Genomic DNA, 20,829 nt, shown 5'->3' with positions numbered 1-20,829 from the left:
TTCAAAAAATCCGGAAGAGCTACTTTGGCCCGAAATTACGGATGTAGCGAAGACGGATTGCCGAAACTTACACGAACCAGCCATGAAAGACAAGTACATCGACCTCATCGAACAGACGTTCGACTTTCCGCAGGATGAGTTCTCGGTCGAAGACAACGAGTTGAATTTCCATGACATCCCGCTCATGGAACTGATCAAGCAGTACGGTACGCCGCTCAAGATAACGTACCTGCCGAAGATCTCGCAACAGATCAACCGCGCCAAGCGCATGTTCAACGTGGCGATGGCGAAGGTCGACTACAAAGGCTCGTACAACTATTGTTACTGCACCAAGTCGAGCCATTTCTCGTTCGTGCTGGAGGAGGCCATGAAGAACGACGTCCACCTGGAAACGTCGTCGGCATACGACATACATATAATCAATGCGCTTTACGACGGCGGCATCATCGACAAAGACCGTTACATCATCTGCAACGGGTTCAAGCGCCCGCAGTACGTGGAGAACATCGCCCAGCTGGTGAACGACGGCTTCGTCAACACGATCCCCGTGCTGGACAACAAAGAGGAGCTCGACCTGTTCGAGGACGCCTTCACCAAGAAATGCAAGGTCGGCATCCGCATCGCCTGCGAGGAGGAACCCAAGTTCGAGTTCTACACCTCGCGGCTGGGTATCCGCTACAACGACATCATCGACTTCTACAAGGCCAAGCTCAAGAACAGCAAGAAGTTCCAGCTCAAGATGCTGCATTTCTTCATCAACACGGGCATCAAGGACACGGCCTACTACTGGAACGAGTTGTCGAAGTGCATGAACGTCTACTGCGAACTGAAGGCCATCTGTCCCGAGCTGGACAGCCTCAACATCGGCGGCGGGTTCCCCATCAAGAACTCGCTCAACTTCGAATACGACTACGAATACCTGACCGAGGAGATCATCGCCCAGATCAAGAACATCTGCCACCGCAACGACACGGAGGAACCCAACATCTTCACCGAGTTCGGGTCGTTCACCGTAGGCGAAAGCGGCGCGGCGCTCTACTCGATCGTCAACCAGAAACAGCAGAACGACCGCGAGAACTGGTACATGATCGACTCGTCGTTCATCACTACCCTGCCCGACACGTGGGGCATCAACCAGCGTTACATCATGCTGGCGGTGAACAACTGGGACCGCGAATACCAGCGCGTGCTGCTCGGGGGGCTGACCTGCGACAGCGAGGATTTCTACAATGCCGAATCGCACACCAACGCCATATTCCTGCCCAAGCTCGAACCGGGTAACACACAATACATCGGGTTCTTCCACACGGGTGCCTACCAGGAGTCGCTGGGCGGTTTCGGCGGCATCCAGCACTGCCTGATCCCGGCACCCAAGCACATCATCATCGACCGCGACAAGAGCGACAACGAGTACTACACGAGGCTCTTCGCCAAGGAGCAGTCCTACCGCTCGATGCTGAGGATACTCGGCTACTAAGGCCGCAGTCCCGGGGCTTCCTGCCGGCGGCCGCTCCCGCCCCGAGAACGGGGCGGAAATACATTTCTGCGGAATATCGATGCATTAATCCGCAAAAAATAGGAATAACCGAATAATTTGATTACCTTTGTCAGCATAAACAAGGGTTTATATTGAATTCTTCTTTCGTGCGTATTTGTTTCCGCGGTACTTTGGCGGACTGTCCCATCTCAGAATAGATCTCATTATCAGCTTCTTTGTTCATAAACGGCCTCTTGGAGGCAACAGGCATCGGAGGTGATGCAAAAAGAAAATGATGGTGATTTTTTTTACAGACAAGCACGAAATCCATGTCCCATAATTCCGTATACCGAGGGAAAGGCCGCCGAATCTGGCACCTTTTCTGCTTTCAACACAGGTATCGGACAGCGGAAACACGATGAAACCGACGGATACAGTCCCGCGACAGGGGCGATAGCCGCATAACAACATAGAATGGCAAAACGAATAACGACAGGTAAAAGAGACCGGGAAAAGCTCAAGGAGCAAAAACGACAGGAAAAGCAAAAACGCAAGGACGAACGCAAAAGCGGCGGTACGAGTTCTTTCGAGGATATGATAGCCTATGTGGACGAGAACGGCATACTGCACACCACGCCCCAGGATGTCAAACCCAAGACGGAGATAGACGTCTCGCAGATCGAGATTTCGACACCCAAGCAGGAGGAAATGGAAATACTGCCCTCCACAGGGCGCGTCGAGTACTTCACCGCCTCGAAAGGCTACGGCTTCATAAAGGATGCCGACAGCGGCGAAAAATACTTTTTCCACATCTCTTCCGCACCTGACACCATTGCCGAAGGAGACAAAGTCACATTTGAAATTGAACGCGGGACGCGCGGATTGGCCGCAGTACGTATATCAATCATAAACAAACAATAATTAAAAACAAGAACGATGAACATTTATGTTTCACATCTGAGCTGGGGTACGAAAAGCGACAGCCTGCAGAACCTTTTTTCACAGTACGGCGAGGTATCCTCGGCTAACGTAATCACCGACCGCGAAACGGGCCGCTCGCGTGGCTTCGGCTTCGTGGAGATGCCTAACGAGACCGAAGGACAGGCTGCGATCGACGCGCTCGACGGCACCGACTTCGAAGGCAAGACCATCGGAGTCAATGTCGCAAAGCCCAAGGCAGACAGACCTGCCGGCGGTTACGGCGGTGGCAACCGTGGCGGCGGTTACGGCGGCGGCTACGGCAACAGGAGATACTAAGCTTCCATACGGAATATATCACCCCTGCTTCATGCGATTGAGGCAGGGGTCTCTTTTTTGCCCGGTCAGTCAAGGCTATGAGGAAATCCCCGAAGGGTGCAGCATATCGGAAAGGGGCAGACGGACGCCGGAGCATCGGGAGAAAGGAGGAAATTGCAGGCCGCACCGGCCAGGCTGGCATGCCGGGTCACACGGGGAGCACCCCAGAATTTCGCCCGAATCACGACAAGGCTGAAAGCAGGGCACACACCGGATCGGAAATAAACAGGAAAAGAACAATCTTCCGAACAAACAACTAACAAACAATGACTTGCAAGCGGTTATACATTGTCGGCCGGTAAACAGGATGGAAACGCGTCGAGCGACAAGGAACCGAGTTTGCGAACCGTCTCCTCGAAATTGTCGCCGCCGTTGAGCGCGGCTTTCTTGATTTTGCTTTTGTAATTATAGATCGTCTGCGGCGAACAGCGCAGGAAATCGGCGATCTGGTTCACGTCGGAAACCCCGAGCCGGATCAGCGCGAAGATACGCAGTTCGGTGTTGAGACGCCCTTCTTCGGGCGTATAGCGGCTCCGGGGGTTGAGCAGGGCGTTGAATTTCTCCACGAAATTGGGATAGAGGTTCAGGAAGGCACGGTCGAAATTGCGGCACAACTCCTCTTCCTCCCTGCCGGGGGCCTGCAACGAAAGGTCGTGCAAGCGGTCGAATTGTTTATTCCTGATCTTCAGGTTTATATCACGGCGGTATTTGTCCAGTTTGTTGATATAGATGGCGCACTGGTTCATGAAATAACCCAGGTAACGCTCCTTGACCAGGTTCGCTTCGTCGAGGTTGCGGTTCAGGCTGATAAGCTCCTGCGTCAGTGCCGCCAGCTCCCGCCGGGCACGCGAAATGACCTTCGTCTGGCGGAAATAGAAAAACAGCGCGATGGCCAGGGCCAGCACCAGCAGGCTCGACATGGTGGAATAGAAGCGCAGGTTGTGCCGCTGCTTGTCGAGTTTATAGAGGTAGCTGCTCTCGATGATCGGATAGAGGCGCGCGATCACGGTGTTCTTGAAACGGGAATTGTAAAAATTGGCATCGTTCAGCGCATAAGAGATATAGGAGTACGCCCGGTCGATGTCGCCCTTTTCGAACAGGCGCGTGGCCAGCGCGAGCAGCGCCTCGTTCTCCTTCACCGCAAGGCGTATGTCCATCGTGGCGGCCAGAGTCAGGTAGCGTTCCTCCATCGCGCTGTCGCCCGCCTGCCCGTAAGCTTTGGCCAGGCACATCGCACCCATGGCATAGGGATGGGTCTGGGGATCGCGCGAACGGAATATGCCTTCGAATATTTCGAGCGCCCCGTCCGGCTGTCCCTGCTCCATGAGCTGGAAAGCCCGCTCGGTCTGCCAGTCCGTGGAACCGACGGGCAGCAGCGACAACAGCGAATCGCGGCAACGGCCGATTTCCCCCTTATATTCGTCCGACAGATGGCTGTCGTTGGTGTATTTTATCAAGTTCTCGTAATAGCGGATCGAGTTCCAGTAATAGCGGCATTTCTGGTCGGCAGGCAGCCGTCCGTAGTCGATAGACCGGAAAATGTCGTTGGCCTGCAGGAAAAGCCCCGACAGGGAGTAGAGGAACGCCAGCCGCAGCCTGCTCTCGGAGAGATGATCCGGGTTGCCGAGGCTGCGGGCGATCCGGATATTCTGCAGGACATAATATTCGGCCGAGTCGCACAGGAAGGATTCGTAGTTGTCGATGATTTCGCAGTTGATCCGGTAGATGTCCTCCGTACTCCGGGCACCGCTCTTGCGCAGCCGCAACTCCTCGATGCGCGCCTTTTTATAGCCGGTATAGACTTCGCTGCTGTCGATCGCCGCATTGAGCGTCCGCAGCAAGTCGCCCGGCATAGCGTCACCGCCGCGGACAGAGGAAGAACAAACCAACAGGGAAAAGAGTATGAGGGAAAATTGTTTCATTCGTCAAAAATTTCTCGTCCGGCAGTCCCGGGAAAGACTGCCCGAATTTGAGTTCAGGCCGGCAACCCGCCTTCCCGGGATTTACATGTACAAGTATACGAAATCCGGCCGGATTTTGCAATTTTTCGTCCGCTTTTTCCACGGTGCAGGCCGCAATCCGGGACAAACCGGCCGATCGGGAGGGCACCTATTCCGGCGGCGGCAGAACCACTGTCCGCGTGATGCCGGCCTCGCGGGCAAAATGCCGGTTGCGGGTGACGACGGGCAGCGTTCCCCGATACCCTGCAACGGCGCGGGCAAGGATACCGAAGCAGGCGGGGAAAAAGCCCGGAAGGGCAAAACCGGCAGGGCGCAACAGGACAGAGAAGCCGGAACCGACGAAACCGGAAAGCGGAAACGACGAAACAGAATACCTGCGGGGTATTTTTTCGGATCAACGCTTTGCACTCGCGTAAAAATTCGTAACTTGTGCGGTCAAAATACCGCGATTGGAGAGAATGCGACATATCATACGGAGGACGGCAGGGCTCTTTGCGGGGTGCCTGCTCTTCTTGTCGGCGGAGGCGACCGCCGCGGAGCCCGTACCCGCCCGGGCGGGCGGCGCCCCGGGGCAAAACATACCGGCCTACCGGAATGCCGTGAACGTCGGGGATGTCGGAAACGCCGGGCGCGCAAAGCGCACAGAGGACGCCGGGAACGCCGGGGGAGGCACGTCCCGCGGTGCGGCGCCGGATACGACAGGCAGGGCAGGCGGGGCTGAGGCCGGCACCGTGTCCCGGGGAGCGGCACGCCGCCGCGCATCCGCCTACCGGACGGGCTACGATACGGGCTACCGTAACGGCTATGCCGCCGGATACCGGGCCGCCCTGGATCAGACGAAGAAACAAGCCCCAGCCGCTACCCCGCTATTGTCCTCCTTCTCCGCGGACACGACAGGCCGGAGGCGGAGGCTCGTCCACAGCATCGGCGCGGAGTTCCGCCCGGAGTACATTCCCCCGACGAACATCTTTCTGGCCGGAGCCAACATGGCAGGCGAGCCGATCCAGCGCTCGCTGGCCGCCCACCTGCGTTATTCGTTCCGCTTCCGCCCCGGGTCGCGCCCCGACTGTATCTACGGCGGCGTATACCAGGGAATTGGGGTCTCCTATTACAGCTTCGGCAACCGCGGGGAGCTGGGCAACCCGGTTGCCGTCTACCTCTTCCAGGGCGCGCGCATCGCACGCATCAGCCCGCTGGTATCGTTCAACTACGAGTGGAATTTCGGCCTGTCGTTCGGATGGAAACCCTACGACACGAACTACAACCGCGCCAACATCATGATGGGGTCGAGGGTCAACGCCTACCTCAACGTCGATTTCTACCTCAACTGGCTGCTCACGCAGCGGTTGGAACTCACCACGGGCCTTTCGATGACCCACTTTTCGAACGGCAACACCAAATTCCCCAACGCGGGACTCAACTCGATCGGCATGAAACTCGGGCTCGTATACAGTTTCGGAAGGGTCGACAACCCGCTCTCGCGGCCACGGGCACGGCTGCTCGCGGAACCCTTTCCCCGCCACCTGAGCTACGATCTGGTGCTGTTCGGCTCGTGGCGCCGCAAGGGAGTGGCGGTCGGCGACAAGCAATACGCCGCGCCCGATGCTTACGGCGTGGCGGGGTTCAACTTCGCGACGATGTATAATTTCGGGTACAAGTTCCGCGCGGGCCTGTCAGTGGACGGCGTGTACGACGGCAGCGCCAACGTCTACACCGAAGACTATATCGTAGGCTACGACGGGGGCGACCCCGGGTACCAGTTCCATACCCCCTCGTTCGACAAGCAGATCGCACTGGGAATTTCGGGACGCGCGGAGTTCGTGATGCCCTATTTCACGGTCGGCTTCGGACTGGGGTTCAACGTACTGCACAAGGGCGGAGACCTCAAGTCGTTTTACCAGATGCTGACGCTCAAGGTCGGTGTCACACGCAATACGTTCGTGCATGTGGGCTACTGCCTCAAGGATTTCCAAACCCCGAACTACCTGATGCTGGGCGTCGGGTTCCGCTTCAACAACAAATACCCGAGGCTGCGGTAAGGCTGCGGCGCCATAGCGCGTCGAATACAGGGCGATGCCTCCGGTGGTTTGCGGAAGCATCGCCGTTTTTTCAGGCCGGGAAAGGGTTATTTCGACCACTTGCGGCGCAAACGCCGTACCGCCGTGGCAAAAAAGCGTGCCGGAACCACGAGCAGCGTGGCCGCCCACTGCCGGGCGCAGGAGAGGCGGAATCCGCCCAAACCGAAATCGGCGAACGACCGTCCGTAGAGCAGGGGAATATACCAGACTTTGATGTTGATGCGGAAATCGTTGCTGACGTTATCCTCGTGCACGATTTCGAGCCATTTGCCCCGGGCGGTGGAGAGATAGGTGGTCGGCAATTGCCGGATGGCCTTGGTATGGCGGTAGGAAATGATGGTTTCGGTATGCGCATCGAACGGCTCGGCGAGGGTCAGGAAGTGATTGTTCGTATAGCGCATCTTGAGCGCGAAGCGGCGGTCGGTGAAATACTGGTAACCGTACAGCAGGCTGTAAATCCGTTTGCCGGGAGCGGGACGCAGCTCGCGTTGCAACAGTTCGACGACATCGGACGAAAAGGCGTCGTCGTTATCCAAGTTAGTGGTGATCAGCAGCTTCGGGGGGGGGATTTTCTCCCCTTCCGGTCGCACGACACGTACGCTGTAATCGTCGTGCGGAGATTTTCCGTCAGGTTCGCCGCCTGTGCAGCCGTATAATAGACGGCTTCGAACTGCGGGCACCGGGCCTTATAGCCTTCGATACGGCTGCGGTAGGGCTCGGGCGTCGCGGCATCGAAAAGACATAGCCAGGTGAAGTTCCCGCTCGTCTGCGCTGCCACGGACGGCAGGCAATAGCGCTCGAAGACCTCGAACCGGTGTTCGAGCCACCGATCCGTACGGGTGGGCAGGTCGTGTTTGTCCTGCGCATAAAGGTTCAGGTTGAACCGGGTAATGATAAAATGAGAGTAATTTTCCATTGCGGAGATTTATATCGCCGCAAAGATAGGAAAAATTCCATACGGATTTCACACCACCCGTCATTTGCCATGATGCGGACGACGGCCGCGGCGAAAAGAGAAATATACGGCAAGAGCCGGACTCTGACGAAGAAGCGGCGCATGGCCATACCTGCGATCGCAGATCAATGCAGAGGATAGCTGACGATGATCTCTTCGGCTGTCTCGGGATTGACGGATGCGGCGACGAGCCGGTCGCCGACAACCACCATCGGCCCGACAGGCATATCCAATACCAATCTGCGGATGAAGTTACCGTCCCAGTCATAGACATTGATCCGGCGGGGATCGAACGTCGACAACGATTTGCGGGCCCTGGCGGCATCGCGGATCTGCCCATAGGTCGTCTGCGAATATCCGATATAAATATGGTCGTCGTCCACCGCTATGCTGTTGCATCCGTCCTCGCAAGCATCATCGAAGGCATAAGGGTGTCCTTGTTCGCGGGTAGCATGCACCTGCGGCAGTTTGTCATACAAATAGCGGATGATCCGGATATGGTTGCCCTCCTCCAGTTCGAAAATAAAAAGGTACTTGAAATCCTGCGCATTGTAAACGAAGCGGTTTTTGCGCGGATGTTTGCGGATGCGTCCTGTCCAGACGACCTCCTGCACCATCGGGGATAACCCGAGGGGCAGGGCCGGATAGGAAAAATCGAGCGGGACGACCCGCCCGCCGTCAATATCGAGGAGCGAGAACATATTGAGCGAGTCCGTATGGTGTCCCATCGTCAGATAGGACGAGCGGTCGATCAGACAGGGTTCGCCCAATGAACAGTCACCGATAAACGACAACTGCCGGTACTCCCAGGTCGAGACATCGTAAAGATTTTCAGGAGGATCGAGCGAAACCCGGCAAAAGCGGTTCTCCCGGTTATAATCCGCCAGCATCGTGAGGCTCCGTGTATCGGGGTCGAACGCAACCCGGGCGATCATCATTTCGTACGGCCCCCGCCCGTAACCGAGGAACTCGCCCTCTTTTTTCAGGGAGTCGCCCGAAAACCGATAGACGGAAAATTTCTTCTCGGACACCCCAAGATTATGCATCACAATACGATCCCCGGCGACTTGAACCGGATATTCGCCCATATACTCCGTGCCGACGGGAATACGAACCGCATACAGCGAATCGCCCGGTGCGGCAGCATCGAATTGCCCGGCGGACAAAGATACCGCTTGCCGGCCGCAGCCGACAAGCAGTAGGGATAACAAGGAAAAACAAAACCGGGACATAACTACGATTATAGGTATTTATTCGCCCTTGGCAATGAGCTTATTTCACACTCCGAACAAGAAAACGAACGGCTTGTCGCTCCTGCGGAATTCGGCCGTGGCATCGCCTGTGAAGGTTCGGCCGCCGACGAGTTTCAGGACACGTTCGGGCGTTCCCTGGCCGAAGTCGATCTTCGAAAGGTCGACCCAGAAGGTTTCCATGGCCAGCGTAGGCTCGAAATAGTAGACCCGGTTCTTCTGGTCGCAGACCGTGCGCCAGCGCGTCGACGCGATATGGGGCTTATCGGGGGTCGAGATGCCGTAGGGCACCGAGACGTTGCGCATTACGGACATCACGGCCGGCACGGCGACTTTCGGATCGGCGCTTTTGACGACGGCGTTGATATAGAACGACGCACGCACGAAGCGGTCGGGGGCGCGGTTGGTGCCGGGAAGCATCGTCAGCCCGCCGATCTGCTGCCAGTAATCGAGGATTGCGAGCTGCCGGTCGTAGAACGGCGAATTGGTCATCACCTGGTACTCACGGCCGTGGTGCACCGACAGGCGGCCGTCGACATACTCGAAGATGGCGCTGTCGCCCGAGGCGTCGGAGATGGCCAGGTGCAGGCGCGACTTGACACCGTTCGGGAGGTCGGGGGCGTCGATGCGAAACTTCTCCTTCGAAAGCTCCGCAACGGCTTCGTCGACCGTAGCGAAATTATCCAGCACATACTGCGTCCAGATGCTCAGTCCCATGACCGGGCGCGTATCGCCCGGGCGTTCGTAGACCGATTCGGGCAGGAACAGCAGGTTGGCGACCAGCCCGGCCTCGTTCATGCCGTCGGTGATGCCGATGTCGTAGCCGGCGGCCGACAGGGTGCCGTATTTCGATGTCCAGAACACCGTGTTGTCTGTGTTCGCGCCGCGCCGCGCCGTACCGCGCGGAAAGATGTAAAGGTTGGTGAGCGGATCCTCGCGCCAGTCCATGGTACGCCCGGTGACGGTCATACCCTCGGGGCCGAGATAAACGGCCCGCGTGCAGGCCGGGGATTCGGTGGGAAGAAAGGCCAGCGCCGCAGCGCCGAGCACGATCGGAAACAGATTTTTCATAAGCATGATAAGTTAAGTATACCCGTCGCTGCAAATCGGATGCTAAAAGGTACGAAAAATTCACCGTTAAACCAAACCGGAAGGAATTTACGAGGCCCGGCACAGGGAGCCTGCCACGGAACCGCATGACACACAGCCGGTATCAGCCGGATTTATTTGGCATTCAACAGCGGATGTATTACCTTTGCGGAAAACCCCGTCCGGCATGAAACACCCCCTACGCACCCTCCTACTGGCCGTCTGCTGCGGCCTGGCTGCCGCATGCACACAGCGGCAGGAGCGCCTGAAACTGATGTCCTACAACATCCGCAACGGCATCGGCATCGACAACATACAGGACATCGGCCGCATCGCCCGGGTCATCCTGCGCGAAGCGCCCGACCTGGTGGCGTTGCAGGAACTGGACAGCGCCACGCTACGTGTGGACGGGCGTTACATCCCCGGTGAACTGGGGCGGATGACGGGTATGCACGCCACGTTCGGCCGCGCCATCGGCTTCGCGGGCGGAAGCTACGGCGTCGGGTTGCTGTCGCGCACCGAGCCGTTCGCCGTACGCAGCATCCCGCTCCCGGGGCGCGAGGAGGCCCGGGTACTGCTCATGGCGGAATTCCCGGACTACACGGTATGCGTCACCCACCTTTCGCTGACGCCCGAAGACCGGCACGCCTCGCTGCCAATCATCCGCGAAGCCACCGACACATGCCGCAAACCGGTGCTGCTGGCCGGGGATTTCAACACAGGGGATGCCGCGGCGGTGCTCGCGGGGCTGGGCGGCGGCTTCCGGATACTTTCCGACACCACGCGGATGACGTTCCCGGCCGACAACCCGGCCGTGCGCATCGACTACATCCTCGGCCGCGGGCTGCCCACGTCGGCCACGGTCGCGGAAAGCGCCGTAGACCATACGGCCGCGGCATCGGATCACTGTCCGCTGTGGGTGACGCTCGCCTGGGAACGGGGTAAGCAGCCGGGGAAATAACGGGCAGCCCGGGGAGGGTAAACGAACCGGGGTGCGGCAAGAAGGGATCGGCGGGCGCCTTCCCCGTGCCGTATCCGGAAATATTGCTATCTTTGCACAAAATTCCAACACCATGCAGATCCACAAAGCCGAATTCAGGTGCAGCTCGGAGCGCATCTCGCAAGTTCCGAAGGATTCGCTGAAGGACATCGCCTTCATCGGGCGCAGCAACGTCGGCAAGTCGTCGCTCATCAACATGCTGACCGGCCGGCAGGGGCTGGCAAAGGTCTCGGGGACACCCGGCAAGACACGGCTCATCAACCACTTCCTGATCGACAATGCGTGGTACCTGGTCGACCTGCCGGGCTACGGCTATGCCCGTACGTCGAAGGCCATGCGCAGCGATTTCGCCAAGATCATCACCGACTACGTGCTCAAATGCGAGAAGATGCACTTCCTGTTCGTGCTGGTGGACATCCGGCTCGAACCCCAGAAGATCGACCTGCGCTTCATCGAAATGCTGGGCATGAACGGCATTCCGTTCGGCATCGTCTTCACCAAGGCCGACAAGCTCTCCAAGACGCAGTGCGCCAAAAGCGTGGAGCGTTACAAGGCCACGCTGGGCGAGCAATGGGAGGAACTGCCGCCGATGTTCGTCTCGTCGGGCGAACGCGGTACGGGACGCGAGGAGATCCTCGGCTTCATCGGCGAATGCCTCGATGTTTAACCGATTGTTGAAAAAAGGTTGCCCGCAGGGCTCGTTTTTCCGACGGCTTATGCTATCTTTGCACCATCAAAAATCCTCGTAACCTATGGCTATCCACAAAATCAAAATTTTCTCGGGTCGCGGATCGGAATACCTTGCCGAAAAAATCGCGGCGAGTTTCGGTACGACGCTCGGACAATCGGAAGTACTGCGTTTCAGCGACGGCGAGTTCCAGCCCTGCTTCAACGAGTCCATCCGCGGGTGTACGGTATTCATCATCCAGTCGACGTTCCCGCCTTCGGATAACCTGATGGAGCTGTTGATGATGATCGACGCCGCGCGCCGCGCTTCGGCCTACAAGGTCGTGGCCGTAATCCCCTACTTCGGCTGGGCACGACAGGATCGGAAAGACCGGCCCCGGGTGCCGATCGGCGCGAAACTGGTAGCCAACCTGCTGATGGCCGCAGGCGTAGACCGCGTGATGACGATGGACTTGCATGCCGACCAGATACAGGGTTTCTTCGACGTACCGGTCGATGCGCTCTATGCCAGCGGCATCTTCATCCCCTATATCAAGAGCCTCAACATCGAAGAGCTGTCGATCGCAGCGCCCGACATGGGCGGCGCCAAGCGTGCCAACACCTATGCCAAGCTGCTCGGCACGCCGATCATCATTTCGCATAAGGAACGAGCCAAAGCCAACGTCGTGGGCACGATGACCGCCATCGGCGAGGTCGAGGGCCGCAATATCCTGATCGTGGACGACATGATCGACACGGCAGGCACGATCTGCATGGCCGCCGACATGCTCATGTCGCGCGGGGCGAAGAGCGTTCGCGCCGCCATCACCCATCCCGTGCTGTCGGGCCCGGCCTACGAGCGTATCAACGACAGCGCGCTGCAGGAGGTGATCGTGACCGACACCATTCCGCTCAACCCCGACAAAGACCTGCACAAGTTCACGGTGCTGTCGGTGGCGGACATGTTCGCCGACGTCATCGAGCGCGTACACAACTACAAGGAGATTTCGTCGATATTCTTCAAATAACGGATTCCCGAAAGACAGTTCGGGCGGGGTGCTTCGGATGCACCCCGCTTTTTTCACCCCGGAAGGCGGGGTTTCGGAAATTCTTAGTACATTTGTCCGCAAGGCAGCCCCTGTCTCCGGGAATACGACAGGAAAGCCCGGACGGAAAACGCACACACCAAAGACCCGAACATACCATGACATTATTCATCCTCCCCCTGTTCCTCGGCCCGACCGAGTTGATACTTATCCTGTTGGTCGTATTGCTCCTGTTCGGCGGCAGGAAAATCCCCGAACTGATGCGCGGCCTGGGACGCGGCGTCAAGGAGTTCAAGGACTCCTCGAAGGAAGACGGCAAGGACGGCGGGACGAAGAAAAAGGAATAACCGCGCGCAAAGGCTGCGGTGCCGGGGAAAACGACATCGTATTCCCCCGGAGCCCAGGGCTCGCCGGCGCGGAAAACGCATCGTCCAGCACGAGCGAAAAACTACGGCAAGCGGCGCCCCCCCGGAGAGCAGACAGGCAAGCGGCGGGCATCCGGCACCCGGCACCCAGAGAACAGACAGGCAAGCGGGATCGCATCCGGGCAACAAAAGCCATGTACGCAACGCGCAAGACATACCGGACGGCATAGGTAATGCCGGCGAAGCACCGGAGCAGCGGTACCGGAAGCGGTACGGAAGCCGGCAGCGCGAAGGACAGCAACCCGGGACACTACTATCGGGGAAACGGCGGATGGAATAATCCACCCCGGCCAGCCCGGAAGGAAGAACGGCAAATGGAAGGGGAACAGGAAAGGCAGGAACGATGAACCGACGACCAAAAAAGAGGCGCTCAAAATAACCGAGCGCCTTCTTTTATTTTACCACTTACCACGATTTTTTACCCCGCACCACGCGATGGCCGTTGATGACCAGCATGACCGGCGCAACGAAATAAAAGAGCCACCACCATCTCCAGCCGTTGCCTCCGCAAAGGACGACGACCAGCACGACGGACATGAGAGCCAAGCCGCCATACCCCGCCTTGAGTTGCCAGCGGGCGTTTTCCAAAGCGGCCTGACGGCGGATCCCGGCGCAGACGCGCCTGACCTCTTCTTCGGAGTGTTTTTCTTCCTGTGCCATAGTTCCCTTGGTTCAAACCGCTCCCCGGGGCTCGCCCCGCCGGATGCGGCGACGTTATTTCAGCGGCGAATCGGGCTCCCGGGACATCACCAGGTAGAACATGCGGTCGAGGAAGCCGGGGGCGAACTTCTTGACGAAATGCGTGGCACGCCCCTCGTTCTCCATCAGACAGAGGCGTTTGCGCTTCAGTATGCCGCGGGCGACGATGCGGGCGACCTCTTCGGGGGTCATCATCTTCGCTTCGTCGCGCGGGGTTGCGCCCTGCTGCGTGCCGTCGGCCGTAAGGGCCGAGAAGCGAACGTTGGATGCCGTGAAACCCGGGCAGGCGATCATCACGTGCAGTCCCTTTTTAAGGTTTTCGATGCGCAGCGTTTCGAGGAAACCCGTCATGGCGTACTTCGAGGCCGAATAGCCCGTGCGCCCCGGCAGCCCGTGCAGCCCGGCGACGGACGAGATGCCGACAATCGAACCGTGCGACTGCTGGAGGTACGGCAGGGCGAACTTGCAGCAGTTGACCGTACCCCAGAAATTGACGTCCATCAGGCGATGCAGCACCTCCAAGTCGACGTCGTCGAAAATGGCGCGCATCGAAAGCCCGGCGTTGCAAACCAGCACGTCGATCCCCCCGAACTCACGTACGGCCGTGTCGATCAGTTCGCGGCACTCGCCGACATCGGTCACGTCGACGCCGCAATAGGCGGCCTGCCCGCCCCGGGAGCGGATGTCGCCCGCGATAAGCTGTAATTTCTGCACGCTTCGCGCGCCCAGCACCACGCGGGCGCCCTGTGCGGCGAACTCGCGTGCCATCGCCTCGCCGATACCCGACGAAGCACCCGTCACGATGACGACCTTATTTTTTAAATCTTTCATATCAATCGTTTATTTCAAGCTGCAACGTATCGTAGGCCATGTGTACGCCGCGGGGGAGCGTCGGCTCCGTCACGGCATGCAGGCCGATGTCGTGGGACATGTGCGTGAGGTAGGCCTCGCGCGGGGCGACGCGGGCGATGAGCGCAAGGGCCTCGGCCACGTTGAAATGGGAATAATGCTCCGTAAAGCGGAGCGCGTTGACGACGAGCACCTCCACGCCCCGGAGTTTTTCGACCTCGGCATCCCCGATGGTCTTGAAATCGGTCAGGTAGGCCAGCCTGCCGATACGGTAGCCCGTAACGGCGAAACGGTCGGAATGGTGTCCCGATACGGGAACGACCTCCAGTCCCCCGACCCGGAACGGCCGGGTGACGTCGATCTCATGCAACTCGATTTCGGGCACGCCGCGGTATTTATCCTGCGCGAAGGCATAGTCGAAGTCCTTGCGCACGACGCCGAGGGTATGGGGTGCGGCGTAAATGTCGACCTTGTGCACCAGCGGCGGGTAATCGACAAAGTTGAAAGCCCGCACGTCGTCCAGCCCGCCGATATGATCTTTGTGTTCGTGCGTGAGGAGGATGGCGTCGAGGTGGCGGATGCCCGTACGGAGCATCTGGCAGCGGAAATCGGGGCCGGCGTCGATGACCATACGCACGCCGCATGCCTCGACCATGGCCGAAGTGCGCAGGCGGTTGTCACGCCTGTCGGCCGAGGTGCAGACCTTGCAGCGGCACCCGATGACAGGGACGCCCTGCGAGGTGCCCGTTCCCAGAAAGGTGAGTTTCATGCAGGCAAAGATAGTAAAAATAGGGCGACTGCGTACGGGCACGCCGAAGAATCTGCCGCGGTGCACCGGCACGGCAGCAGCAAAGTCCGGAGCTGTCACCACCGTCCCCAAGCCGCAGGCCGCCTGCAAAACCGGAGAAGACAAGCGGGGAAAACTCCCGGAACGTTCCGGAAAGTCCCGGCGCATCCGCCCGGCGTACCCGGAAACACCGGGAAACCCGAACCCTTACCCCGGAGCCCGGGAAAATCCAAAGTACCGGAACCCGGGAAAACTCAGAATGTCTGCTCGATATTCCAGACGAAGGCACGCGAGCCCTGCATCTTGGTAGCGGCGTCCATCTCCCGGAAAGCCTCCATCAGCGGCGCGACCTTTTCGTCGTCGACGATGGCCATGAGCGAAGCGTTCATCGACGGCCAGGCATGCGTGCCGTAATGGGGTTCGCCGTCGAACGACCCGCGCCCCTCGGTCAGCGCCCAACGCGTAAAGCCGCGGATGCCCTGCTCGTCGAGGATGGCGTTCACACGGTCGGTGAGCGCCTGATTGTATGATAAGAATACTGCTTTCATAATTTACGTTCTATTAAATCGAACAATCGTCCGCCGCCCTGCCGTCTTTAGGGATTGTCGCGGAACCCGTACGAGACGGGCTTCCCCAACAACCCGGAATCGCAGGTGTTGCCCCCGATCGCCGGAAGCGGAAGGCGACGTCGCATCACTCGTCATTTTCAGGATCCTCAATGGCTGCTGGCCTGATGTGCTGCTGCCAGGCGTGCCAGTTTTTCCTTCTCCTTGCGCTGCGAACGGTTGACGAATACCGAGTAGAGCGCCGGGATGATGAACAGCGTCAGCAGGGTCGAGAACGTGAGGCCGCCAATCACGGCGATGCCCATGGGCTGCCACGTCTCCGACCCGACACCCGTGCCGATCGCCAGCGGCAGCATACCCAGGATGGTCGTGAACGAAGTCATGAGCACGGGGCGCAGACGGCTCTTTCCGCCGGCGATCACGGCGTCGAAGACACCCGAGCCGCGCTCGACCAGCAGGTTCATGTAGTCGACCATCACGATACCGTTCTTGGTCACGATGCCCACCAGCATGATGGCGCCGATCAGGGCGATGAGCGACATGGGCGTGGAGGTCATCCACAAAGCCAGGAAAACGCCCGTGGCGGCGAACGGGATGGTGAACATGATGATGAACGGGAAGAGCAGCGATTCGAACTGCGTGGCCATCACGATGTAGACCAGGATGACGATCAGGATGAACAGCACGCCCAGGTCGCTGAAGGCGTCGCCCTGGTCTTCGACCGTACCGCCGATTTCGAGGTCGACGCCGTCGGGCACGGGATACCCGGCGATGAGTTGATCGACCTCGGCCACCACGTCGCCCAGGGCGACGCCGGCTCCGAGCGACGACTTGACCGTGATCACACGCTGGCGGTTCTCGCGCTCGATCATCGGCGCGGCATACTCCTCCTGCACGCGGCCGACCTCCTTGAGTTTCACGGGGCGCCCCTGCCCGTTGTAAAGCGTGATGTTCTCCACGTCCCCGAGCGACATGCGGAACGGTTCGGCATAGCGCACCACGATGTCATATTCGTCGCCGTCCTCGCGGTATTTCGAGGCCACGAGGCCGTCGATGCGGTTGCGCACGGCCTGCGACGCCGTGGCGCTGTTCATGCCGTAATAGGCAAGGCGGTCACGGTCGAAGACCACGTTGAGTTCGGGACGCAGGTCGTCGCGCGAAAGCTGCACGTCTCGCGTACCCTCCAGGCCGCCCAGTTTTTCCTTCAGGTCGTTGGCAACGGCGTTGGTCACGTCCATGTCGTAGCCGAAAACCTTGATGTCGACCGTCGCCGAACCGCTCATGCTGCCGTTATCGCCGCCGGGCATCACCGAATATTCCCGCACCTCGGGGATGCGATCCAGTTCCTTGCGCAGCAGGTCGGAGATAACGTAGATCGACCGCTCGCGCTTGTCGGAGGTGGGCAGGCTGAGGTTGTAGTTGATGATGTGCGAACCGGTGGTCTGCATCGCGGCGAACGCGTCGTCCGACGAGTTGGCGCCCGACGAGGCCGACACGAGCGTCACCTCGGGATAGTTCTTGTAGATGATGCTGTCGATCTGGCGGGCGATCCGCGCGGTGTAATCCACCGAAAGGTTCTGCTCCAGTTTGACCGTGGCCGAGATCCAGCCGTTATCCGAAGGCGGGAAGAATTCGGTCGGCACCTGCGTGACGAGCCCCAGCGAAACCAGGAAAAGCCCCATCATCGAGAAGATCGTGATACGGCGGTGGCGCACCACCCAGTTCAGCGAGCGGGCATAGGCGTCGTCGAGCCATGCGAGCGCCCGGTCGATGGGTTTGTATATGACACCCAGCCCCTTGTAATCGTGCACGCCGCCCTCGAGTTTCAAGAGGTAGGCGGACATCATCGGGGTCAGCGAAATGGCTGCCGTAGTCGAAACGCAGACCACGATGGTCACGATCCAGCCCAGCTCGCGGAAGAGGATACCCGCCATGCCCGGCACCATTGTCAGCGGCAGGAACACGGCAACGACCACGAGCGTGGTGGCAATGACCGACAGCCACACCTCGTTGGTGGCGTAGATGGCGGCCTCCTTGGGATTCGAACCCCGCTCGATGTGCGTCGTGATGTTCTCCAGCACCACAATGGCATCGTCGACGACCATACCGATGGCGATCGAGAGCGACGAGAGCGAGATGATATTGAGCGTCGAGCCCGTGGCGAAGAGGTAGATGAACGAACAGATCAGCGACACGGGGATCGTCATACAGATGATGAGCGTCGCCCTCCACCGCCCGAGGAAGGCCATCACCACCAGCACCACGAAGATAAAGGCGTACATGATCGTTTCCGAGAGCGACCCGATGGCATTGGTGATTTCCTGCGACCCCTCGAAGATCGTCTCCATCTTCACGTCGCGCGGAAGGCTCGCCTGGATGTCGGGCAGGCGCTTCTGAATCTCATGGACGATGTCCACGGTGTTGGCACCCGACTGCTTCTGGATCATCACGCGCACGCTCCGCTGCCCGTTGGCGCGTTCGTCCATCGTGGCCTTTTCGAGCGTGTCGCGGATCTCGGCCACGTCGGAGAGCATCACCGTGCGCCCCCCGGCATTGGAAACCACGACCTTGCGCATCTCGTCACTCAGCTTGAATTCGCCGTCGGCCTTGATGTTGAACGTGTTGTTGCCGATGTCGATCGTACCGCTCGGGATGTTGACGTTCTCGGCGGCGATGATCTGCCCCAGCTGCTCGACGGTCAGATTGTAGGCTTCGAGCTTGGCCGGGTCGACATTGACCTGCACCTCGCGCTCGGGGGCGCCCATGACCGTCACGGCACCCACGCCGTCGACACGGTTCAGGACGTTGACGAATTTATCGTCGAGGATCTTCTTCAGGGCCGGGTAGCTCTCGTCGGCCGTCACGGCAAGCATGATCACGGGGATCATCGAGGTCGAGAACTTGAAGATCGTAGGATAATCGATGTCGTCGGGCAACTGCGACTGGCTGCGGCTCACCACGTCACGGATCTCGTTGGCGCCCTCGGTCAGGTCGGATCCGTACTCGAATTCGACAATGATCATCGACACGTTGTCCTGCGACTTGGAGGTCAGTTTCTTGAGGTTGCTCACCGTATTGAGGTTATCCTCCAGGATACGCGTGATGTTGGTCTCGATATCCGCAGCGTTGGCACCGGGATAGAAGGTGATGACCGATATCTGGGGGATTTCGATTTCGGGGTACTGGTCTACCGCGAGGTTCATCAGCGAGAAGAGCCCGAAGACCATCACGCCGACGAACATGAGCACCGTGGAGACCGGTTTCCGAACCGCGCTTTCGTATATTTTCATATGTTTCGGGGCGTTTTATTCCTGTTTGATTTCCACTTTGGCACCGTCGTAGAGTTTCGAAAGGGCCGTGACGGCCACGGCTTCGTCCGCCCCGACGCCCGAAAGAATGTCCACGCGGTCGCCGACCTGGCGGCCTACGTCCACACGGCGGCGACGGGCAACGCTATCGCCCTCGATGACATACACGAAGCGCTCGGCAGTGCCGACCTGCTTCTGGACGGCCACGTCGGGCACCATGACGCCCTCCTTATGCCCCATGTTGAAGATCGTGCGGGCGTACATACCCGGGCGCAGCGTGCGCCGGGCATTGGGCACCTTCACCTCGACCTTGAACGTGCGGGTCGTGGGGTCGAGCGCCGGATAGATCAGCGACACGGTACCCGTAAAGGTCTGGTCGGGGAAGATGTCCACCTTCAGCTCGACGGGCATCCCGACCTTCACGTTGGGGAAATACTGCTCGGAAATATTGGCGATGACCTTCAGCGGGTCGATCTGCATGATGTGCAGGATGGGCTGCGCCGAGAAGAGGTCGCCCGACTCGTAGTTGCGCGCCGTGACCACGCCTGTGATGGGCGAACGCACCTCGATGTTCTTCTTGAGGTTGGCGACCACCTCGCGCTGCACGTCCAGCTGCGCCTTGGCCTGCTGGATCTGCTGCGCCGAGATACCGCCGGCCTCATAGACGGGCAACAGGCGGTTGTAATCGTCCTCGACGGTCTTCAGCTGCACGAGCTGCTGGGTGTACTGCGTCGGGTCGAGCGTCACGATGAGCTGCCCCTCGTGCACGGGGTCGCCCACCTCGACCAGGATGCGGTCGATGTGCACGCCCGAAGCCGCCGGAGTGATGTCGTTCTCCCTGAAGGGCTCGATCTCCGAAGTGAACTCCTCGGTAAGCTGCACGGTGGCGGACTCCGCCGTTTCGGTTTTGGTCAGCACACGGTTGTCCTGCTGCACGTCGCCTGCCCCGTTTTTGCCTTTGCAGCCGGCGAGGGCGGCCGCGGCAAACAATATAACTGCTGTTTTCTTCATATGCTATCTTTGTTTTTCAATTTCCACGCTATTTTTCCTTGCCGACGATGCGGTCGTACTCGGCCTTGGCCGTCAGGTAATCGAAGATCGCCTGCGAATAGTTGAGCTGCGCCTGCGTCTGCGCCAGCTGGGCGCTGTTGAGCTCGAGGATCGTACCCGCCCCCGCACGGTAACGGGTGTCGGAGATCGAGTAGGCCTTGCGCGCCTGCTCGACGGTGAGCTCCTGGGCGTACATCGTCTCGCGCGCCGTCAGCAGGTCGTTCAGCGCCGAGCGAACCTGCACGTCGACCTGCTGCCGGGCGTATGTCCGCTGGAGGCCGATCTGCGAAATCTGGTTCTTGATCTCGCGCGAGCGGTTTCTCTTTG

General features: G+C 59.3%; 20 protein-coding genes. 8 read left to right on the top strand and 12 right to left on the bottom strand.

The genetic code is table 11. The annotated features are described in order from the left end of the window. Positions 1 to 82: 82 nt before the first annotated feature. The 3 genes from QVP03_RS12820 (at position 83) to QVP03_RS12810 (ending at position 2,734) form a co-directional block, all read left to right on the top strand. The gene (locus tag QVP03_RS12820; RefSeq protein WP_018696932.1) at positions 83 to 1,477 is read left to right on the top strand and encodes a decarboxylase; all 1,395 of its coding nucleotides are present in this window, start codon (positions 83 to 85) and stop codon (positions 1,475 to 1,477) included. Positions 1,478 to 1,951: 474 nt separating this feature from the next. After that, positions 1,952 to 2,398, top strand: coding sequence for a cold-shock protein (locus QVP03_RS12815; RefSeq protein ID WP_018696933.1), 447 nt, complete (start codon positions 1,952 to 1,954; stop codon positions 2,396 to 2,398). Positions 2,399 to 2,413: 15 nt separating this feature from the next. Beyond that, on the top strand, positions 2,414 to 2,734 hold the full coding sequence (locus QVP03_RS12810) for an RNA recognition motif domain-containing protein (RefSeq protein ID WP_022333785.1): 321 nt from the start codon (positions 2,414 to 2,416) through the stop codon (positions 2,732 to 2,734). 320 nt (positions 2,735 to 3,054) lie between these two features. Here QVP03_RS12810 and QVP03_RS12805 read toward each other — a convergent pair whose 3' ends face one another. Beyond that, positions 3,055 to 4,695: a DUF6377 domain-containing protein gene (locus tag QVP03_RS12805; protein ID WP_288210821.1), complete on the bottom strand. Its 1,641-nt coding sequence runs from the start codon at positions 4,693 to 4,695 to the stop codon at positions 3,055 to 3,057. Between the two features lie 497 nt (positions 4,696 to 5,192). Between QVP03_RS12805 and QVP03_RS12800 the strand changes: the two genes are divergently transcribed. Then, positions 5,193 to 6,773, top strand: a complete 1,581-nt coding sequence (locus tag QVP03_RS12800) for an acyloxyacyl hydrolase (protein WP_022333783.1) — start codon at positions 5,193 to 5,195, stop codon at positions 6,771 to 6,773. 86 nt (positions 6,774 to 6,859) lie between these two features. On the opposite strand, the gene QVP03_RS12795 is transcribed toward QVP03_RS12800, so the two are convergent. From QVP03_RS12795 to QVP03_RS12780, 4 genes are all read right to left on the bottom strand, one after another. Continuing rightward, positions 6,860 to 7,348, bottom strand: a complete 489-nt coding sequence (locus QVP03_RS12795) for a glycosyltransferase (protein WP_162505898.1) — start codon at positions 7,346 to 7,348, stop codon at positions 6,860 to 6,862. 11 nt (positions 7,349 to 7,359) lie between these two features. Then, positions 7,360 to 7,728: a glycosyltransferase gene (locus QVP03_RS12790; protein ID WP_022333781.1), complete on the bottom strand. Its 369-nt coding sequence runs from the start codon at positions 7,726 to 7,728 to the stop codon at positions 7,360 to 7,362. Between the two features lie 164 nt (positions 7,729 to 7,892). Next, positions 7,893 to 8,798: a BF3164 family lipoprotein gene (locus tag QVP03_RS12785; protein WP_256166111.1), complete on the bottom strand. Its 906-nt coding sequence runs from the start codon at positions 8,796 to 8,798 to the stop codon at positions 7,893 to 7,895. A gap of 246 nt (positions 8,799 to 9,044) precedes the next feature. Beyond that, a complete protein-coding gene (locus QVP03_RS12780; protein WP_288210820.1) occupies positions 9,045 to 10,094 on the bottom strand; it encodes a linear amide C-N hydrolase in 1,050 nt (349 codons plus the stop codon). 199 nt (positions 10,095 to 10,293) lie between these two features. Between QVP03_RS12780 and QVP03_RS12775 the strand changes: the two genes are divergently transcribed. From QVP03_RS12775 to tatA, 4 genes are all read left to right on the top strand, one after another. Next, positions 10,294 to 11,067, top strand: a complete 774-nt coding sequence (locus tag QVP03_RS12775; RefSeq protein ID WP_022333778.1) for an endonuclease/exonuclease/phosphatase family protein — start codon at positions 10,294 to 10,296, stop codon at positions 11,065 to 11,067. 112 nt (positions 11,068 to 11,179) lie between these two features. After that, on the top strand, positions 11,180 to 11,773 hold the full coding sequence (gene yihA, locus QVP03_RS12770) for a ribosome biogenesis GTP-binding protein YihA/YsxC (protein WP_022333777.1): 594 nt from the start codon (positions 11,180 to 11,182) through the stop codon (positions 11,771 to 11,773). Between the two features lie 85 nt (positions 11,774 to 11,858). Next, positions 11,859 to 12,800, top strand: a complete 942-nt coding sequence (locus QVP03_RS12765) for a ribose-phosphate diphosphokinase (RefSeq protein WP_018696943.1) — start codon at positions 11,859 to 11,861, stop codon at positions 12,798 to 12,800. A gap of 176 nt (positions 12,801 to 12,976) precedes the next feature. Next, positions 12,977 to 13,165, top strand: a complete 189-nt coding sequence (gene tatA / locus QVP03_RS12760) for a twin-arginine translocase TatA/TatE family subunit (protein ID WP_022333776.1) — start codon at positions 12,977 to 12,979, stop codon at positions 13,163 to 13,165. Between the two features lie 483 nt (positions 13,166 to 13,648). Here the strand turns inward: tatA and QVP03_RS12755 are convergent, their stop codons facing one another. The 7 genes from QVP03_RS12755 to QVP03_RS12725 all read right to left on the bottom strand — a co-directional run bounded on the left by QVP03_RS12755 (position 13,649) and on the right by QVP03_RS12725 (position 20,785). Beyond that, positions 13,649 to 13,903, bottom strand: coding sequence for a hypothetical protein (locus QVP03_RS12755; RefSeq protein ID WP_022333775.1), 255 nt, complete (start codon positions 13,901 to 13,903; stop codon positions 13,649 to 13,651). 54 nt (positions 13,904 to 13,957) lie between these two features. Continuing rightward, positions 13,958 to 14,773 carry an SDR family oxidoreductase gene (locus QVP03_RS12750; RefSeq protein WP_022333774.1) on the bottom strand — a complete coding sequence of 272 codons (816 nt, stop codon included), beginning with the start codon at positions 14,771 to 14,773 and terminating at the stop codon, positions 13,958 to 13,960. A 1-nt stretch (position 14,774) separates the two neighbouring features. Beyond that, positions 14,775 to 15,560 (bottom strand): MBL fold metallo-hydrolase, encoded by a 786-nt coding sequence (locus QVP03_RS12745; RefSeq protein ID WP_022333773.1) that lies wholly within the window; start codon positions 15,558 to 15,560, stop codon positions 14,775 to 14,777. A 272-nt stretch (positions 15,561 to 15,832) separates the two neighbouring features. Then, complete coding sequence (locus QVP03_RS12740; RefSeq protein ID WP_022333772.1) at positions 15,833 to 16,126, bottom strand: PG0541 family transporter-associated protein; 294 nt, start codon at positions 16,124 to 16,126, stop codon at positions 15,833 to 15,835. A gap of 167 nt (positions 16,127 to 16,293) precedes the next feature. Next, positions 16,294 to 19,434 carry an efflux RND transporter permease subunit gene (locus QVP03_RS12735; RefSeq protein WP_022333771.1) on the bottom strand — a complete coding sequence of 1,047 codons (3,141 nt, stop codon included), beginning with the start codon at positions 19,432 to 19,434 and terminating at the stop codon, positions 16,294 to 16,296. Positions 19,435 to 19,449: 15 nt separating this feature from the next. After that, the gene (locus tag QVP03_RS12730) at positions 19,450 to 20,463 is read right to left on the bottom strand and encodes an efflux RND transporter periplasmic adaptor subunit (RefSeq protein ID WP_022333770.1); all 1,014 of its coding nucleotides are present in this window, start codon (positions 20,461 to 20,463) and stop codon (positions 19,450 to 19,452) included. Positions 20,464 to 20,491: 28 nt separating this feature from the next. Further along, positions 20,492 to 20,785: a TolC family protein gene (locus QVP03_RS12725; protein ID WP_288210823.1), complete on the bottom strand. Its 294-nt coding sequence runs from the start codon at positions 20,783 to 20,785 to the stop codon at positions 20,492 to 20,494. Positions 20,786 to 20,829 lie beyond the last annotated feature (44 nt).

It is taken from the genome of Alistipes sp. CAG:29, assembly GCF_000435435.1.
In the GTDB taxonomy this organism is placed as follows: Bacteria; Bacteroidota; Bacteroidia; order Bacteroidales; family Rikenellaceae; genus Alistipes; species Alistipes onderdonkii.
This window is presented reverse-complemented; position numbering and strand designations above follow the sequence as displayed.

Coding starts and splice junctions, on each gene's coding strand:
- QVP03_RS12805 (WP_288210821.1), bottom strand. CDS start 4,695: ATGAAACAATTTTCCCTCATACTCTTTTCCCTGTTGGTTTGTTCTTCC.
- QVP03_RS12765 (WP_018696943.1), top strand. CDS start 11,859: ATGGCTATCCACAAAATCAAAATTTTCTCGGGTCGCGGATCGGAATAC.
- QVP03_RS12815 (WP_018696933.1), top strand. CDS start 1,952: ATGGCAAAACGAATAACGACAGGTAAAAGAGACCGGGAAAAGCTCAAG.
- QVP03_RS12730 (WP_022333770.1), bottom strand. CDS start 20,463: ATGAAGAAAACAGCAGTTATATTGTTTGCCGCGGCCGCCCTCGCCGGC.
- QVP03_RS12775 (WP_022333778.1), top strand. CDS start 10,294: ATGAAACACCCCCTACGCACCCTCCTACTGGCCGTCTGCTGCGGCCTG.
- QVP03_RS12810 (WP_022333785.1), top strand. CDS start 2,414: ATGAACATTTATGTTTCACATCTGAGCTGGGGTACGAAAAGCGACAGC.
- QVP03_RS12750 (WP_022333774.1), bottom strand. CDS start 14,773: ATGAAAGATTTAAAAAATAAGGTCGTCATCGTGACGGGTGCTTCGTCG.
- QVP03_RS12790 (WP_022333781.1), bottom strand. CDS start 7,728: ATGGAAAATTACTCTCATTTTATCATTACCCGGTTCAACCTGAACCTT.
- yihA (WP_022333777.1), top strand. CDS start 11,180: ATGCAGATCCACAAAGCCGAATTCAGGTGCAGCTCGGAGCGCATCTCG.
- QVP03_RS12740 (WP_022333772.1), bottom strand. CDS start 16,126: ATGAAAGCAGTATTCTTATCATACAATCAGGCGCTCACCGACCGTGTG.
- QVP03_RS12820 (WP_018696932.1), top strand. CDS start 83: ATGAAAGACAAGTACATCGACCTCATCGAACAGACGTTCGACTTTCCG.
- QVP03_RS12755 (WP_022333775.1), bottom strand. CDS start 13,903: ATGGCACAGGAAGAAAAACACTCCGAAGAAGAGGTCAGGCGCGTCTGC.
- tatA (WP_022333776.1), top strand. CDS start 12,977: ATGACATTATTCATCCTCCCCCTGTTCCTCGGCCCGACCGAGTTGATA.
- QVP03_RS12745 (WP_022333773.1), bottom strand. CDS start 15,560: ATGAAACTCACCTTTCTGGGAACGGGCACCTCGCAGGGCGTCCCTGTC.
- QVP03_RS12800 (WP_022333783.1), top strand. CDS start 5,193: ATGCGACATATCATACGGAGGACGGCAGGGCTCTTTGCGGGGTGCCTG.
- QVP03_RS12780 (WP_288210820.1), bottom strand. CDS start 10,094: ATGCTTATGAAAAATCTGTTTCCGATCGTGCTCGGCGCTGCGGCGCTG.
- QVP03_RS12735 (WP_022333771.1), bottom strand. CDS start 19,434: ATGAAAATATACGAAAGCGCGGTTCGGAAACCGGTCTCCACGGTGCTC.